Raw genomic sequence first — 15,895 nt, forward strand, 5'->3', positions numbered from 1 at the left:
GCATGAACATCGGCCAGGCGGCGCGTTCAAGCGGTTTGAGCGCCAAGATGATTCGCTACTACGAATCCATCGGCCTGCTCAAAGCCGCCCATCGCACCGAGAGCGGCTATCGCGTGTACGGTGCCGACGATTTGCACACCCTGGCGTTCATCAAGCGCTCGCGGGACCTGGGGTTTTCATTGGAAGAAGTCGGCAAGCTGCTGACGTTGTGGCAGGACCGGCAACGGGCCAGCGCCGATGTGAAGGCCTTGGCGCGCCAGCATATCGAGGAGCTGAACCAAAAGATTCTGGAGCTGGGGCAGTTGCGCGATACGTTGCAGGACCTGGTGGAACACTGCCACGGCGATCATCGGCCGGACTGTCCGATTCTCAAGGAATTGGCGTCGGGTGGTTGCTGCGCCTGAAGGGGTAAGGGGTGTACACAAAACCAATGTGGGAGGGGGCTTGCCCCCGATAGCGGTGGACCAGTCAATATACGTATCGACTGACACGGCGCTATCGGGGGCAAGCCCCCTCCCACATTTTTAGATCTTCTATTGCCTGAAGATCACTTCTACACGTCGGGAGGTTGCTGCGCCTGAAGGGGGTAAGGGGTGTACACAAAACCAATGTGGGAGGGGGCTTGCCCCCGATAGCGGTGGATCAGTCAATATACGTATCGACTGACATGGCGCTATCGGGGGCAAGCCCCCTCCCACATTTAGATCTCCAATTACCTGAAGATCACTTCTACACTTTTTAGATCTCCAATTGTTTGAAGATCACTTCCACACTGTTTATATCGACAACAGCTTGGGGGTCACTGCATCCAAGGCGGTGGCGGTGGTTCGTCAGGCGTTTTGCTCGGTGGCGCATCATCCGCCGCGCGAGCCGCCTGGCGCCGCTCTTCGTCCAGTCGCGCCGCTTCGATCTCGCGGATCACGCCGCCCACGTCGGCCAGTTCTTCCGGTTCGTCGAACTCGCCGGTCAAGATGCTGGCCGGGTGCAAGGTGCCGGCTTCGTACAGCGCCCACATTTCCTTGGCGTACTTGGTCTTCTTCAGCTCCGGGGCAAAGCGCCCGAAGTAGGAAGCCATGTTGCCCACATCCCGCTCCAGCATGTTGAACGCGTGGTTGTTGCCCGCCGCATCCACCGCCTGGGGCAGGTCGATGATCACCGGGCCGGTCGGCGTGAGCAGTACGTTGAACTCCGACAGGTCACCATGCACCAGGCCGGTACACAGCATCAGCACGATCTGGGAGATCAGGAACGCGTGGTACTCGCGCGCCTGGTCCGGCTCCAGCGCCACGTCGTTCAGGCGCGGTGCCGCATCGCCGTACTCGTCGGCCACCAGCTCCATCAACAGCACGCCTTCAAGGAAGTCATACGGCTTGGGCACGCGAACGCCCGCGCCGGCCAGGCGGAACAACGCCGCGACTTCGGCGTTCTGCCAAGCATCTTCGGTTTCTTTCTTACCGAATTTGGAGCCCTTGGCCATGGCCCGGGCCTGCCGGCTGTTACGGACCTTTCGGCCTTCCTGGTATTCGGACGCTTGACGAAAACTTCGTTTGTTCGCCTCCTTGTAAACCTTGGCGCAACGCAATTCGTTGCCGCAGCGCACCACATAAACAGCTGCTTCTTTACCACTCATGAGTGGGCGCAGCACTTCGTCGACCAGACCGTCTTCGATCAGGGGTTCAATGCGTTTAGGAGTCTTCATCAGCTTTTATTGTGGGTCCTTTATTACCAAACACGCGTATGGCACTCGTTATACGGCAATCGGCTCGCCTCGGGGAGGGGCTACCGAGCTTTGACCACCGAAGAATGCATCCAATATGCCAGTTTTCCACGCAATTCAGCGTTCAATGATCGCTGTCACGCCCTGCCCTCCGGCGGCACAGATTGAAATCAGCCCGCGCCCCTTGCCCGCGACGTCCAACAGCTTGGCCAGGTTGGCGACGATACGCCCGCCCGTCGCGGCAAACGGATGGCCGGCGGCCAGGGAACTGCCCTTGACGTTGAGGCGGCTGCGGTCGATCGAACCCAGCGGCGCGTCCAGCCCCAGGTGCGTCTTGCAGTAGTCCGCATCTTCCCAGGCCTTGAGCGTGCACAACACTTGGGCAGCGAATGCTTCGTGGATCTCGTAGTAATCGAAGTCCTGCAGTGTCAGGCCATTCCTCGCCAGCAAACGCGGCACGGCGTACACCGGCGCCATCAACAGGCCTTCGGCGCCGTTGACGAAATCCACCGCCGCCGCTTCGCCATCGCGCAGGTAAGCCAGGATCGGCAAGCCGCGCTCCCTGGCCCAGGCTTCGCTGCCGAGCAACACCAGGGAGGCGCCGTCCGTCAGCGGCGTGGAGTTGCCAGCGGTGAGCGTGCCTTTGGCGCTGCGCTCGAAGGCGGGCTTGAGGCCGGCAAGTTTTTCCAGGGTCAGGTCGGGGCGCAGGTTGTGGTCGCGGGTCAGGCCCAGAAACGGGGTGAGCAAATCGTTGTGCCAGCCTTCGGCGTAGGCCGCAGCCATTTTCTGGTGGCTCTCCAGGGCGAGCTGGTCTTGCTCGGCGCGCGGAATCTGCCAGGTCTGCGCCATCAGCTCACAGTGCTGGCCCATGGATAAACCGGTGCGGGGTTCGCCATTGCGCGGCAGCTCCGGCTTGAGGTGATGGGGACGGAGTTGTAACAAAAGTTTTAGTTTGTCCGCCAAGGATTGGCTGCGGTTGGCCTGCAGCAGAATCTTGCGCAGCCCTTCGTTCACCCCGATCGGTGCGTCGGACGTGGTGTCCACCCCACCGGCAATCCCGCATTCGATCTGGCCCAGGGCAATCTTGTTGGCCACCAGCAACGCCGCCTCCAGCCCGGTGCCGCAGGCCTGCTGAATGTCATAGGCCGGGGTTTGCGGCGACAGGCGCGAACCCAGCACGCATTCGCGGGTCAGGTTGAAGTCGCGCGAGTGCTTGAGCACCGCGCCGGCGACCACCTCGCCCAGGCGCAGGCCGTGCAGGTTGTAGCGCTCGATCAGGCCTTCGAGGGTCGCCGTCAGCATCGCCTGGTTGCTCGCCGTGGCATACGGGCCATTGGAGCGGGCGAAAGGAATGCGATTACCGCCAATGATCGCTACACGGCGCAATTGAGTCATGGAAAGCTCCCTGTCGGTTGTGGGGTAAGTCGTTCAGACTAGCCTAGGCTCAATCGAACGACTGCCGCCGCGAGGTGGTCAACCCTTTGAACCCCAGCCTTTGGAGAGCGTTCCATGTCTGACCGTTATATCGACTTCGCCAACTCAAGCCTCGGCCATCGCCTGGTCGCCGCCATTGGCCTGCCGTCACCGGTACGCCTGGAGCGCTGGCAAGCCGGGCGTCTGCGCCCGGTCGACGGCGCGCTGCTGCTCGGCGGCGGGGCACTGGCGGCCAAGGTGCTGGCGTTTGCGCACAAACTCACCGAGGCCATTTATAGCTACGGCGCCGGGCCGCTGGAAGCCCCGGCCTGGATTCCCGGGCATGGCCCCAAGCTCAAGGCGCTGGTGTTCGACGCCAGCGACTTGCAACACACCGACCAGCTCAAGCAATTGCGCGAGTTCTTTCAGCCCCTGCTGAAAAACCTCGATCACAGCGCGCACCTGGTGATCCTCGGCCGCGCGCCGGAAAGTCTCAGCGACCCGTTCGCCGCCAGCGCCCAGCGCGCCCTCGAAGGGTTCAGCCGCTCCCTGGCCAAAGAACTGCGCAACGGCGACGTATTGCAATTGCTGTCGGTCGGCCAAGGTGCCGAGGACCAGTTGGAAGGGGCGCTGCGGTTTTTCCTGTCGCCCAAAAGTGCCTACATCTCGGGCCAGGTGATTCGCCTGGAAGCCTGCGCCACCCCCGTCGAAGACTGGACCCGCCCGCTTGCCGCGCGTAAGGCGCTGGTCACCGGCGCGGCGCGCGGCATTGGCGCCGCCATCGCCGAAACCCTCGCCCGCGACGGCGCCGAGGTGATTCTGCTGGACGTGCCCCAGGCCAAGGCTGACCTCGAAGCCCTGGCGGCGCGCCTGGGAGGGCGCAGCATCGTGCTGGACATCTGTGCCGAAGACGCCGCCCGCCAGTTGATCGAACAACTGCCGGACGGCCTCGACATCCTCGTCCATAACGCCGGCATCACCCGCGACAAAACCCTCGCCAACATGACCCCGGAATACTGGGACGCCGTGCTGGCGGTCAACCTCAATGCGCCGCAAGTGCTGACCAAGGCCCTGCTCGACAGCAGCACCCTGCACGACAACGCACGCGTGGTGCTGCTGGCCTCCATCAGCGGGATTGCCGGCAACCGCGGGCAAACCAACTATGCCGCGAGCAAGGCCGGGCTGATCGGCTTGGCCCAGGCCTGGGCGCCGCTGTTGAAAGCGCGAGGGATCAGCATCAACGCCGTGGCTCCCGGTTTTATCGAAACCCAGATGACCGCGCATATCCCCTTCGCCCTGCGTGAGGCCGGGCGCCGCATGAGCTCCCTGGGCCAGGGCGGCTTGCCGCAGGACGTCGCCGAAGCGGTCGCCTGGCTCGGTCAGCCGGGTTCCGGCGCGGTCAGCGGCCAGGCACTGCGGGTGTGTGGGCAAAGTGTACTGGGAGCGTAAGCATGGACTGGACCACCCTGGACCACCCGCCGCAGCTTATGCCGTTGTACTGGCGCGCGGCGCTCAAGCGCAGGATCACCGGCAGCCATTTGCCCGAGCACGGGTTTCGCTGCCGCGTGAGCGTCAACCCCGAGCAGGTGGCAGCGTATCGCCACGTGTGTGGCTTTGCCGACAGCCCGATGCTGCCGGCGACGTATCCGCAGGTGCTGGCGTTCGGCCTGCAGTTAAAACTGCTGACGGCGCCATCGTTTCCGTTCCCGTTGTTGGGGCTGGTCCACCTGCGCAATCGCATCCGTGTGTATCGGCCCTTGGGGGCGGTGAGTGAGCTGACCATCGCCGTCCACGCACACCATCTCAAACCCCACGCCAAAGGCGCAACGTTTGAGCTGGTGACCACCGCCGAAGATGCCCTCGGCCTGCTGTGGGAAGCGCAGAGCCGCATGCTCTGCCGTGGCGTGAAGCTCGACGGCGCAGCGGCGGACGACGCCTTGCCCACGCCCACCCAGGTCAGCGAACTGACCCGCTGGAAAGCCCCGGCCGATATCGGCCGTCGTTACGCCCGGGTGTCCGGCGACTACAACCCGATCCACTTGAGCGCCCTGACCGCCAGACTATTCGGTTTCCCCCAAGCCATCGCCCACGGCCTGTGGAACAAGGCGCGCACCCTCGCCGCCCTCGGCGAGCACCTGCCTGCGGCGAATATCGAAATAGAGGTCGAATTCAAGAAACCGGTGCGTCTGCCCAGCGAGGTCACCCTGCACGCCAGCGTCGCCGGTTCCAGTGGCCAGTTGTGGTTGAAAGGCGCGGGGGAGATTGAGCACATGGTCGGCCGGTGGCAGCCGATTGGCTGAAACCGGCCGCTCATCCCTCTCGGGGCAACAGCGTGTCAGCGCGGCGGGTAGCTGGAAAGGATTCGCGCGATCGTCTTGCGGATGGCGTTGCTGCGATCCTGCGGCTCGGGCGAGCTGGCCATGATCTGCTCGTCGCTGCCGCGCCAGACGAGTTTGCCGTCCTTGCCGTCGAGCAGATCGATCTGGATGGTCGCCACCTTGTAGGTGATGTTGCGCGTTTCGTTGTACATCGGCGCGCCCCAGTAGCCATTCCACGGCCCGCCCCAGGCGCCGCCGTAGTTGGTGCTGACTTGTTGCTGGCGGTCTTCGACGATCAGGTAGGCCTGCGCATTCAGGTCCGCCCGGGTGCCCGCCGCCGCAGGGCGCAGGCCGCGTTGGTCGAGTTGTTCACCGACGGCCTGGCGGATACGTTGTTCGGTGAGGTCGCTCTTGATCCGCGGATCATCGGGACGGTATTGCAGCGCCGGGTCTTTCCAGGCCCAGCTGCGGTAGGCGCCGAAGTCCCGGCTGGCATCGAAATCGTGGTTGACCTGGCTGGTCTGGCAACCGCCCAGCAGCACGACCAAAGCGAGCGTTGCGATACGTCCAAACATGATGGTTCTCCAACGAGCGACCCGGGCATTAAATGAGAATAGCTGTTAACTGGGAGGATACGCCGTCATTGCCTTTTGCACAGCCTTGCGCAACGCATCCGCTCGCTCACTGAGGCTGCCCTGACTGCCGGTTTCGGCGCTGGCGCTCCACACCGGCTGACCGCTGCGTGCATCGAACAGATTGACCCGCACCACCACGACCTGAACTTCATAGGTACGCACGATCGGCGCCGAGTTGTACATGCCGTAGCCATTGCCATAACGATTGTAGCCACCGTACCCATAGCCGTAGTCATCCTGGACCTGCTTGAGGCGCTTCTCCAGATGCACGTCGGCGCTCACCAGCAGGTCGGGCGCGCGGTTGTCGTGCAGGGGGCGCAAGCCTCGCTGGTCGAGGGCGCCGCTGACCGCTTCGGCAATCTGCGCCGAGTCCGCCCAGGCCGTGCCCGCTGGCAACTGGCCGTTGCGCCAGGCCCAAATGCGGTAGGCGCCGTAGTCACGCACCGGCGCGGGGTAGGCGCTGGCATCAAAGGTCCTGGCCGCCTGGGCCGGAGCCGGCGGCATCGGCGCCGAGGTGGCCACGTAGGGATTGGGGCTGGAGCAGGCGCCCAGCCCAAGGAACAACAGGATTAACCCGAAACGACGCATTTCGACCTCCACTGACTGGGCCGCTTAAACCGGACGGCAGATCCAGTGCAAATAACGCCCAAGTCCGGCAAAGCTTGGGTGACGACGATGGGCGAGCTCCATCTCCAGCACATCCTGCAACGCCACGCGGGCCTGGAATTCCACCGGCATATAATCGTGGAACACCCGCACGCCGCTCTGGCTTTCGACCTGCCAAAGCCCCTCGAGTTGCGCCGCCAGCTCTCGCGGGTCGAGCGGCTGCTGCGGGGTCAGGCTCTGTTTTTCGCCGGCCATGTCGTTCTTGCGCATTTTGCGGAAGTGGCCTTTGAGCAGGTTGCGGTAAATCAGCGCATCGCGATTGTAGAACGCCAGGGACAGCCAGCCGCCAGGCACCGTCAACTGGTGCAGCACGGGCAGGATAGCGTGGGGTTCGGCCAGCCATTCGAGGACCGCGTGGCACAGCACCACATCGTAGGGTTCGGTGAGTTGGCCGAGCAGGTCTTGCCAGGGCGCATGGATGAAGGTCGCGCTCTGCCCCGCCTCGGCGAAGCGTTGGCGCGCACCGCTCAGCATCGGCTCGGCGGGTTCGGCCAGGGTCACCTGATGCCCGCGCTCGGCCAGCCACAGCGACATGTGCCCCAGGCCCGCGCCGATATCCAGCACACGCAACGGCCGTTGCGGCAGGGCTTCGGTGAGGTCGGCCTGCAACACCGCCAGGCGAATCGCGCCCTTGGCGCCGCCGTAGATCTTCTCGGCAAAACGCGTGGCCAGTTGGTCGAAGTGACGATCACTCATGGATAAACCGCCGTTCGCTGTCGGCCAGCTTGGCGCGCACCACCTCGTTCATGTCCAGGCCCAACTCGCTGCACAGCAACAGCAGGTACAGCACGATATCGCCGACTTCCTGGCCGGCATGGGCGAGTGTGTCGGCGGGTAACTGGCGCGACTGGTCTTCGGTGAGCCATTGGAAGATTTCCACCAACTCGGCCATTTCCACGCTGGCGGCCATGGCCAGGTTTTTCGGGCTGTGGAATTGTTTCCAATCGTTGGTATCGCGGATGCGATGCAGGCGTTCGGTGAGGTGTTCGAGGTTCATGAGGGGCTCCTGAAGGGGTATAGCTTCGGGGGGATCAGGGATGAAGGCAAGTGAATCCGGGGGGATGGACTTTAGGGCGCTATCGCAGGCAAGCCTGCTCCCACATTTGAATGGATTCGCAAATCAGAATGTGGGGGCTGGTTTGGCGGTGATGGGGTCTAGTCGACGACGCTGAATTCGATTCGGGCGGTTTGGCCGGCCTCGTCGAGAACGCTGAGCTGGTAGCGGCCCAATTGCTCGAAACTGGCGTTGATGCTGTCCTGGTTGGCGCTGTCGCCCAACGGCGCACCGTTGAGGAACCACCAGCGCCGGCCGCTGCCGCCCAGCGCCGAGATCTTCAGGCGCAGCGCCTGTTGGCTGGCGGCGGGCAGGCGCAGTTGATCGCCTTCGCGCACGCCGACGATCGACAACGGCGAGGACGCCGCCAGGGCCGGCGGCGGACAATCGGGGTCCGCGGCCGGCAAGCGTGCGTCGCGGCGTTCGGCCCGCGGTAGCCAGGGTTCCAACGGCGCGGGCCACAGGGCAATGTTCTTCAACTGCGCGCCCGGGCAATGGGCGTCCACCCTCAAACCCTTGGGGTTGACCCAGACGCTTTCCATCAAGCCCACACCCAGCGGTTGATCCAGTGCCAGCAAGGTCGGCGGTGTGGTGTTGTCCAGCGTCCAGGCGAAACGCTGGCGCCGGCAATTCGGATCGCTGCGGCTCATGGGCTGGCCCAGCGGCCAGCAGATCGCCGCCACGCCGACGTTTGCCGGCACCGGTTTGACCGGCGCGCTGATGCCACGCTGGCTGTCGCGGTTGGTCAACACATCGTGTACCTGCAACATCAAGGGCGCGGCCGAGGCCAAGCCGAACTGCCCCGGCACTGGCGTGCCGTCGGGGCGGCCGATCCACACGCCGATCAAATAGCGCGGCCCCACGCCGATCGCCCAAGCATCGCGGAACCCGTAGCTGGTGCCGGTTTTCCAGGCCAGCACCGGGCGCTGCACCAGTTCAGCACGCGGGTCGCGGTCGGGCCGCGCCTGGCCGCTGAGGATACGCCGCACAATCCAGGCGGACCCTGGCGACAGTAAAGGCCGTTCTTTAAGCGTATCGTCCGGCTGTAATCGAATCGTGGCGCTCCTGCCGTCGCGGGCGAAAGCGCTGTAGCCGCTCACCAGATCTTCCAGCCGACTGCCCGCGCCGCCCAGGATCAGCGCCAGGTTCGGCTCGGCCAACGCCGGCAGCGCCAGCGGCACCCCGCCGATACGCATCTGCGCGGCGAAGCGCTTCGGCCCGTAGGCTTCCAGCAACTGCACCGCCGGCAGGTTGAGCGAACTGGACAACGCCGTGCTCGCCGGCACCGCGCCGGTAAAGCCCATGGAAAAGTTGCCCGGCCGGTAATCGCCATAGCGCCTGGGCACATCCTGCAACAGCGATTCGGAGTGAATCAGCCCGTCGTCCAGGGCCATGCCATACAGGAAGGGCTTGAGGGTCGAGCCCGGCGAACGCAGGGCGCTGATCATGTCCACATGGCCGAAGCGCTTGGCATCATTGATGTCCACCGAGCCGAGGTAGGCGCGCACGGCCATGCTGTCTTCCTCCACCACCAGGATCGCCGCCGAGGTGTATTCCGGCAAACGCGCGCGCCAGCCCAGCAGCAGGTCTTCGAGACGGCGTTGCAGGGTGGCATCCAGGGTGGTGCGGATCAGCGGCGGGCTGTCGGGGCGGTTCAGGCGACGGGCGAGCAAGGGCGCCAGGCTGGGCTCCAGGCGCGGCGCGAGCAGCAACGGTTCTTCCAGCGCTTCGGCCACTGCCGATGACGGCCATACCTGGAACTCGCCGAGGCGGCGCAGCACCTTGTCCCGCGCTTCCTGGGCGCGCTGGGGGTGGCGGTCGGGGCGCAGGCGGCTCGGCGCCTGGGGCAACACCGCGAGCAAGGCGGCTTCGGCGTGGGTCAGTTGCGCCGGCGACTTGCCCAGATACGCCCAACTGGCCGCCGCCACGCCTTGCAAGGTGCCGCCAAACGGTGCGCGGTTCAGGTACAGGTTGAGAATCTCGGCCTTGGACAAATGCCATTCCAACTGCGCAGTGCGCCACAGCTGGCGCAGCTTGCCGTGGAACGTGCGCGAATGGGGATCGAGCAAACGGGCGACCTGCATCGACAAGGTGCTGCCGCCCGACACCACCCGCGCACCGGTCAGGTTCTGCCACGTCGCCCGCGCCAGCGCCAACGGGTTTACGCCGGGGTGCTGGTAGAACCAACGGTCCTCGTAGGTGAGCAACGCATCGAGGTAATACGGCGACACCTCAGCGGTTTGCACCGGGTAACGCCACACGCCATTGGCATCGGCAAACCGCCACAACGGCGTGCCATCCTCGGCCAGCACCACCCGCGCCAGGTCGTCCCTGGGCAGCGGCAGGGGCCAGATGCGGTCGGCCAACCACAGCAGGGCAATCATCAGGAGCAGGCTCGCGAGGGTCCAGCGAGCAACTAAACGCAAACTCAAACGGGCAAACCTCTATGCTTGTAGGGAACTAGCCTGTCGCAATAACAACCAAAGGCACAGACACGCCCACCTTCTCATCAGGACACACACATGCAGGTAGAAAGCTTCTTCGAATGGTTGGGCCAGGCGCTCGGTTCCGTCATCCGTTTTATCGTCGACGGCCTCAGCGGCATCTTCGGTGCCTTGACCCACGCCGGTGGCAACTTTATCGATGGCCTGTCGCGTACCTTGGGCATGGACACTTCCATCATCAGCATCATTACCCTGATCCTCGGCCTGATGCTGCTGTACTCGGCGGTACGCGCCTTCATGCGCGCATCGATCATCATGGGCATCATCTGGCTGATGCTCGGCCTGTGGCTACTCAGCTGGGTAGTCCACTAACCCCAAAAAAACCCCACCAATCCCTGTAGGAGGGGGCTTGCCCCCGATAGCTGTATTTCAGTCAATGCATCAGGTGACTGACCCACCGCCATCGAGGGCAAGCCCCCTCCCACATTTAGCCCTCATTCCACATTTAGCCCCATTCCCAGATTTAGCCTCCACTGCACATTTAGCCCCCATTCCACATCGAGCTTTCAACGCCCCTTGATCACCAGATCCACCGGCGTCTCCCCCACCGCCTGCCAGTTCGGCCGATACATCGACTCCACCTGCGGCGGCGGCACCCGATACGTCCCCGGCGTCACCGCCCGCGCCAGATACAACAAGTGCGTGGTGCCATAGCCATCCAGGTTCATCGCCGCCACGTAGCGGTCATCACGAAACTCCTGATGCTTGAGCGAGGCGTTCTGCATCGACTCGCGCCATTCCTTCACCTGGCTGCTGGCGTTTTCCAGGCTTGCGGCGCTTTGCGCGAGGTTCTGGTTTTCCAGCTCCAGGCCTGCCGGCAGCAGGTCCACCACCAGGGCATCCGGTACACGCTGCTTGGCGCTGACCGCCAGATGCACCAGCACCAGGTCGCCGCTGTTGAGGCTACGCAGGTTCAGCGGCTGGCCGTTCATGCCCAGGTATTCGCGGCGGATGCTCAGGTTGTCGCCGCCAGCGGCCGGTGGCACTTGTGGATAACCCGAGATCGTCAACTGCTGGTACACCGGCGTCTCGCCCTGATTGCGCAGGCTCAGGTCGCTGGACAGCAGCGCGCCCGTCAACGCCAGCGTCGACTGTTGATTATTCAATTCGCGCACGCCGCCGCTGCCGGTGAGCGACACCTGCCAATTCGACTCGGGCTGGGCGAACCCGAGGCGCCCGGCCAGGAACAGCGAGTTGCGTTCCTGGGTCGACAGGTACGGGCTGGCCGCCAATTGATCCGACAAGGTGAACAAGCGCTCTTCACGCTTGCCCTTGGCCAGGTCGTTTTCTTCGAGCAACGCCAGGATCATCGCCTGGTCGCGCAGCGGGCTGCCGTAGTCGGCCAGCCATTCCTTGGCATTGCGCTGCGCCGCCAGCCCTGCGAGCAAGGCTTGATCGGCGCGCGGCTGGTCGCCCATCTTCTGCAAGGCGATGGCCAGTTGCACCAGTGGCAACCCGGAGCGCGCATCGCTGCGCCGCTCGAACAGACTGCGCAACGCGCCCAACGGCGCCTGCTGACTGCGCGCCAGTACCAGGCCGGCGTAGGCCTGCACAGCGAAGCGGGTGTGCTCGGCGTTGTCGCTGTAATCAACTTCGATCAGGTTGCGCTCCTGCACATAACGCAGCAGACGCTCACTGGCTTTCTTCAAGGCTTGCGGCGGCACGGCGAAGCCCTGGTCGCGGGCGCGCAGCAGGAAGTCGGTGACATAGGCGGTCAGCCAGTATTCCTCTTCGCCATCGGCGCCCCACAAGCCAAAGCTGCCGTTGTAGCGCTGCATGCCCAGCAGGCGTTCGATGCCCAGCTCGATCTTGCGTTTGCGCTCGGTGTCCGGCTCACCCTTGATGCCCAGGCGCTTGAGCAAGGCATCGTCGGCATACAGCGACGGGTACAGGCCGCTGGCGGTCTGCTCCAGGCAACCGTAGGGGTAAGCCTTGAGCGCACTGATTTGCGCGCCGAGGTTCAACGGCGGCCGGCTCGACAGGCTCAACAACGCCTCGCGCCCCGCGCTGTCGAATTGATCGAGCGCCCCCGCCGGCAAGCTCCACGGCTGCTCCTTGAGCACCGCACGATAGTGCTTGAGCAAGGCCGGATAGGCCGGGCGCACGCCCAAGGTCCATTCGCGGCTGAACGGCGGCAGGTTTTCACCGGGCAGGTCCAGGCCATTCACCGTGACCTTGAGCTTGCCCTGCCCCAGACCGCCCCAGGCTTTCACCGGGATGCGCAGCGTGGTGCGCTGGCCCTGTTTCAGTTCAAGCGATTGCGCGGCGTTGTCGACCAGTTCCAGTTGCCCTTCGGCGCTCAGTTGCACGTCGAGCTTTTGCGCCTTGCCCGACAGGTTGGACAGGTCCAGCGCCAAGCTGGTCTGGTCGCCGCCCGCGAGGAAGCGCGGCGCCGACAGTTCGGCAATCAGCGGTGCGGCGATCACGGTTTTGGCTTCAGCCATGCCGTAGCGGTCATCGCTCCAGGCCTGGGCCATCAGGCGCAACTCGCCGTTGAAGTCGGGGATATTGACGCTGACTTCACCCTCGCCCTGCGCGTTCAACGTCACCGGTGCGCTTTGCAGGGCGACGATGGTCACGCTGGTGTCCGGGCGTTTGCCGCCCTTGGCCAATGCGGCGTCACCGCCGAAGGCCAGGCTCGCCAGGCGGCCCTGGCCGGCTTCGATCAGTTGACCATAGATGTCGAACTGGTCCACGCCATACGACTTGCGGCCGAACAGGCTGGAGTACGGATCGGGCGTCGGGTATTCGGTGATATTGAGGATGCCCACGTCCACCGCCGCCACCAGCACATGCACCTGCTTGGGCACGCTGCCGTCGGCATTTTTCGCGGTAACTTTCACCGTCAGCGCTTGTTTGGGGCGCATTTTTTCCGGCGCGGTGAGGGTCAGCCCCAGTTTGCGCTGGGTGCGATCCAGCGGCAGGTGCAGCAGGCCCACCGCCCGTTTGGGGGTGATGTTGGCTTTGCGCTCGCCGGGGCGGATCACCAGGGCACTGACGTAGAGGTCATGGCGCGCCCATTTCGGGTCGAGTTTCACGGCGAAGCTTTTGCCCTCGGCCGGCACGTCGATCGCCTGCCACCACAGCGGCCCCTCGGCGGACTCGACCAGCAGGTAGCCTTTACCGGCCGCCGGCGGCGTCACCGTGACGTTGGCGGTATCGCCGTCGCCATAGGCGGGTTTGTCCAGCGCCAGCTTGACCTGATCGGGGCGCACGGCGCCGCCTTCGGTGTTGTCCTGGGCCTGGTAGCCGGCCCAGAAGCGCAGGCTGCTGACCAGCCCGGTCTGCGGGTCTTCGACCTCGACGCGGTACGGGCCCCACTCCACCTGGAAGCTGACTTTGGCGGTGTCGCCGGCCTTGATGTCCAGGCTCTGTTCGTCGAGGTTGAGGAATTTCTCGTTGTAGTGGTAGCTCCAGCCGTCGCTGTCCGAGTAATTCCAGTAGTAGTCACGGCGCTCGCGCACCAGGCGGACCTTGAGGTTTTTCGCGGCGAGTTTCTGCCCGTCCTGGTTGGCCAGCAGCACTTCGAATTCCGCCGGGCCGTCGCCGTTGGTTTCCTTGCCGTCAAACAGCCCGCGCAGGCCCGGCAACTGCTCGGCCGGCCAGATCGGCTGCACCAGGCGCCGGGTGATCGGCCGCCCGCCCGACTCATGCAGGCTGGCTTGCACGATCAGTTGCAGCGGCGACTTGGCGTCGGCCCATTTGCTTTCCAGGGTCAGGGCTTCCTGGCCCTTGGCGTCGAGCACGCTTTCATCCAGTTCGAAATCCTGGCTCAGCTCTTCTTCGGTGACGGAGCCGAACTGGTAACCCGGCAGCGATTTCACCGCCTCGCGCAGCGGACGCACATACACCTGCCCGCTGACCCGGTTGCCCGACGCCGGCGCGCCGTAGAGGTAGCGGCCGTTGACCTGAATGACCGGGTTATCCGCCGGGCTCAATGCCGTGTCGCTGCCCTTGAGTTCGAGCGCCAGGCGCTCGGGCAGGAAGTCTTCGACGAGGAACTCGTACAACTGCGGCTTGCCGTCGCCCAGGTCGAACACCAGTTGCCAACGCCCGGTCGGCGCTTCGCCGGCCAATTGCAGTTGATATTGATAGAGGCCGGAGGCGTCGGCGTCCCAGACGAATTTGCGGCTGACCTGCTCATCCGGGCGGCGCACTTCGACGCTCACTGGCTGCGGCTTGACCGCGTTGCCGTCCTTGTCGCGCAGCAAGGCGTTAAGCAGCACGGTTTCGCCAGGGCGATACAGATCGCGTGGGCCGAACACAAAGAACTGCAGCGGGTGCGACGGTTGGCCGCCGATATCGAACTCCGCCAGATCGAGCGCGGCGCTGTCCAGGCGCAACAGGCTGGTTTGTTCGCCCTGCTTGGCCAGCAGCACCTGGGCCTTTTTCGGCAACGGCAATTCGGCGTGACCGCCCTGCTCGGTCTTGCCCTGCCCCACCACCCGGCCCTCGGCGTCGAGCACTTCGAGGTCGACGCCATCCAGCGCCTTGCCACCGTCCAGCGCCTGGGTAAACACATCCAGGCGATTGGCGTAGCGGTGAACCGACAGGCCGATATCACTCAAGGTGAACAGCGTGGCCGGTTGCGAATAGTTGTAGGTGCCCGACGCCCGCATCACCGCCAGGTATACGCCCGGCTGCTGCAGTTGCTTGAGGCCGGCGATCGGCAGCAACAGGGTTTCGCGGGTATTGCGCGCCGGGTTCAGGTCGAAGCGGCCGCCGTAGACCAGATCGGCCAGCGGCAGCAGTTCGCGCGATTCATAGCTTTGCAGGCTGGTATTGCGCCCCCACTGGGCGAGGAACGATGGCAGGGATTCGGGCTTGATCCGGAAGAATTCGACGTCGATCTTGTCGACATTCAGCGCAATCACCGGCAACCCCTCGGCCAGGCGCGTGGGCAACAGCGTGCCACGGCTGGCGAAACCGACGGTGGCTTGCAGGTCACGGGTTTCCAGGCGGGCGACGTACTCGGCGGGCAACAGGTTGTCATTCACCGCGCGCACGCCCGGGTCGACCGTCAGCACCAACTTGCGCTGCGGCTCCAGGTGGCGCAGGCGCAACTCCATCAGGTTATCCGACAGCTCCCAGGCGCCGTCGACCTTGCCCGACTTGCTGTCCACCAGATGCAGCTTGTCGGCGAACTTCTGCTCCGGATCCAACGGAATGGAAAAGCTCACCGACAAGGTGCTGGCGCCGTCCAACTGCACCTCGGACACGTCCACCACACTCAACTCACGCCCGGCGTAGCGCTGCTTCAGCGCCGCCACATCCACCGCCGCCTTGGCCGGCTTCGGCGCCACGCTGCTCGCGGCTGCCGGCGCGCTCGGCGCAGTCGGTTTATCGGAAGAATCGCAGGCGCTCAGCAGGGCCAGCGCGCAAGCCAGGAACAGTCCTTTGTTAAGCATGGGGCACTCGTCGTCAGAGGGAACCGAGGGATGAACTATATATCAGCGCCAGCCAAGCCGATGTGGCGCTGGTCACATTGACCGACGGAGGGCAGTTTGGTTCTTCGCGTCACGCGATCCAAGCCAAATCCCACAAACACAAAAGATCAAAATCACAAAAAATCAAAATGTGGAATGAGG

12 protein-coding genes are annotated in these 15,895 nt (G+C 64.3%); 4 read left to right on the top strand and 8 right to left on the bottom strand.

From position 1 onward, the window contains the following. The first annotated feature begins 2 nt into the window (after window positions 1-2). Entirely contained in the window at window positions 3-404 is a 402-nt protein-coding gene (gene cueR, locus C8K66_RS29510) for a Cu(I)-responsive transcriptional regulator (RefSeq protein ID WP_026140370.1), read from the top strand. A gap of 395 nt (window positions 405-799) precedes the next feature. Here cueR and C8K66_RS29515 read toward each other — a convergent pair whose 3' ends face one another. Together C8K66_RS29515 and C8K66_RS29520 are read right to left on the bottom strand one after the other, a co-directional pair. Then, the gene (locus C8K66_RS29515; RefSeq protein WP_108526667.1) at window positions 800-1,699 is read right to left on the bottom strand and encodes a PA4780 family RIO1-like protein kinase; all 900 of its coding nucleotides are present in this window, start codon (window positions 1,697-1,699) and stop codon (window positions 800-802) included. A 135-nt stretch (window positions 1,700-1,834) separates the two neighbouring features. Then, window positions 1,835-3,112, bottom strand: coding sequence for an acetyl-CoA C-acetyltransferase (locus C8K66_RS29520; protein WP_017849648.1), 1,278 nt, complete (start codon window positions 3,110-3,112; stop codon window positions 1,835-1,837). Between the two features lie 114 nt (window positions 3,113-3,226). On the opposite strand from C8K66_RS29520, the gene C8K66_RS29525 reads away from it, so the two are divergent. Together C8K66_RS29525 and C8K66_RS29530 are read left to right on the top strand one after the other, a co-directional pair. Continuing rightward, window positions 3,227-4,579, top strand: coding sequence for a 3-oxoacyl-ACP reductase (locus C8K66_RS29525; RefSeq protein WP_108526668.1), 1,353 nt, complete (start codon window positions 3,227-3,229; stop codon window positions 4,577-4,579). Between the two features lie 2 nt (window positions 4,580-4,581). Next, window positions 4,582-5,430 (top strand): MaoC family dehydratase, encoded by an 849-nt coding sequence (locus C8K66_RS29530; protein ID WP_079442754.1) that lies wholly within the window; start codon window positions 4,582-4,584, stop codon window positions 5,428-5,430. A 35-nt stretch (window positions 5,431-5,465) separates the two neighbouring features. Here C8K66_RS29530 and C8K66_RS29535 read toward each other — a convergent pair whose 3' ends face one another. The 5 genes from C8K66_RS29535 to pbpC form a co-directional block, all read right to left on the bottom strand. Next, window positions 5,466-6,023 carry a DUF4136 domain-containing protein gene (locus C8K66_RS29535; protein WP_046485731.1) on the bottom strand — a complete coding sequence of 186 codons (558 nt, stop codon included), beginning with the start codon at window positions 6,021-6,023 and terminating at the stop codon, window positions 5,466-5,468. 45 nt (window positions 6,024-6,068) lie between these two features. Next, window positions 6,069-6,671 carry a DUF4136 domain-containing protein gene (locus C8K66_RS29540; RefSeq protein WP_046384841.1) on the bottom strand — a complete coding sequence of 201 codons (603 nt, stop codon included), beginning with the start codon at window positions 6,669-6,671 and terminating at the stop codon, window positions 6,069-6,071. A gap of 24 nt (window positions 6,672-6,695) precedes the next feature. Beyond that, the gene (locus C8K66_RS29545; protein WP_017849653.1) at window positions 6,696-7,445 is read right to left on the bottom strand and encodes a methyltransferase; all 750 of its coding nucleotides are present in this window, start codon (window positions 7,443-7,445) and stop codon (window positions 6,696-6,698) included. Continuing rightward, a complete protein-coding gene (locus tag C8K66_RS29550) occupies window positions 7,438-7,746 on the bottom strand; it encodes a MazG-like family protein (RefSeq protein ID WP_017849654.1) in 309 nt (102 codons plus the stop codon). Before C8K66_RS29550 ends, C8K66_RS29545 begins: the two co-directional genes overlap by 8 nt. Window positions 7,747-7,904: 158 nt before the next feature. Beyond that, window positions 7,905-10,235: a peptidoglycan glycosyltransferase PbpC gene (gene pbpC / locus C8K66_RS29555; RefSeq protein WP_108526669.1), complete on the bottom strand. Its 2,331-nt coding sequence runs from the start codon at window positions 10,233-10,235 to the stop codon at window positions 7,905-7,907. Window positions 10,236-10,325: 90 nt separating this feature from the next. Here pbpC and C8K66_RS29560 point away from each other — a divergent pair, with 90 nt between their 5' ends. Continuing rightward, entirely contained in the window at window positions 10,326-10,619 is a 294-nt protein-coding gene (locus tag C8K66_RS29560) for a hypothetical protein (RefSeq protein ID WP_017849656.1), read from the top strand. 194 nt (window positions 10,620-10,813) lie between these two features. Here the strand turns inward: C8K66_RS29560 and C8K66_RS29565 are convergent, their stop codons facing one another. Continuing rightward, complete coding sequence (locus tag C8K66_RS29565) at window positions 10,814-15,715, bottom strand: alpha-2-macroglobulin (RefSeq protein ID WP_046384843.1); 4,902 nt, start codon at window positions 15,713-15,715, stop codon at window positions 10,814-10,816. Window positions 15,716-15,895 lie beyond the last annotated feature (180 nt).

This window comes from Pseudomonas sp. GV105 (assembly GCF_003058185.1).
In the GTDB taxonomy this organism is placed as follows: domain Bacteria; phylum Pseudomonadota; class Gammaproteobacteria; order Pseudomonadales; family Pseudomonadaceae; genus Aquipseudomonas; species Aquipseudomonas veronii.

Excerpts from the sequence above, each read along its gene's own strand:
- cueR (WP_026140370.1), top strand. The coding sequence starts at position 3 with ATGAACATCGGCCAGGCGGCGCGTTCAAGCGGTTTGAGCGCCAAGATG.
- C8K66_RS29515 (WP_108526667.1), bottom strand. The coding sequence starts at position 1,699 with ATGAAGACTCCTAAACGCATTGAACCCCTGATCGAAGACGGTCTGGTC.
- C8K66_RS29520 (WP_017849648.1), bottom strand. The coding sequence starts at position 3,112 with ATGACTCAATTGCGCCGTGTAGCGATCATTGGCGGTAATCGCATTCCT.
- C8K66_RS29525 (WP_108526668.1), top strand. The coding sequence starts at position 3,227 with ATGTCTGACCGTTATATCGACTTCGCCAACTCAAGCCTCGGCCATCGC.
- C8K66_RS29530 (WP_079442754.1), top strand. The coding sequence starts at position 4,582 with ATGGACTGGACCACCCTGGACCACCCGCCGCAGCTTATGCCGTTGTAC.
- C8K66_RS29535 (WP_046485731.1), bottom strand. The coding sequence starts at position 6,023 with ATGTTTGGACGTATCGCAACGCTCGCTTTGGTCGTGCTGCTGGGCGGT.
- C8K66_RS29540 (WP_046384841.1), bottom strand. The coding sequence starts at position 6,671 with ATGCGTCGTTTCGGGTTAATCCTGTTGTTCCTTGGGCTGGGCGCCTGC.
- C8K66_RS29545 (WP_017849653.1), bottom strand. The coding sequence starts at position 7,445 with ATGAGTGATCGTCACTTCGACCAACTGGCCACGCGTTTTGCCGAGAAG.
- C8K66_RS29550 (WP_017849654.1), bottom strand. The coding sequence starts at position 7,746 with ATGAACCTCGAACACCTCACCGAACGCCTGCATCGCATCCGCGATACC.
- C8K66_RS29560 (WP_017849656.1), top strand. The coding sequence starts at position 10,326 with ATGCAGGTAGAAAGCTTCTTCGAATGGTTGGGCCAGGCGCTCGGTTCC.
- C8K66_RS29565 (WP_046384843.1), bottom strand. The coding sequence starts at position 15,715 with ATGCTTAACAAAGGACTGTTCCTGGCTTGCGCGCTGGCCCTGCTGAGC.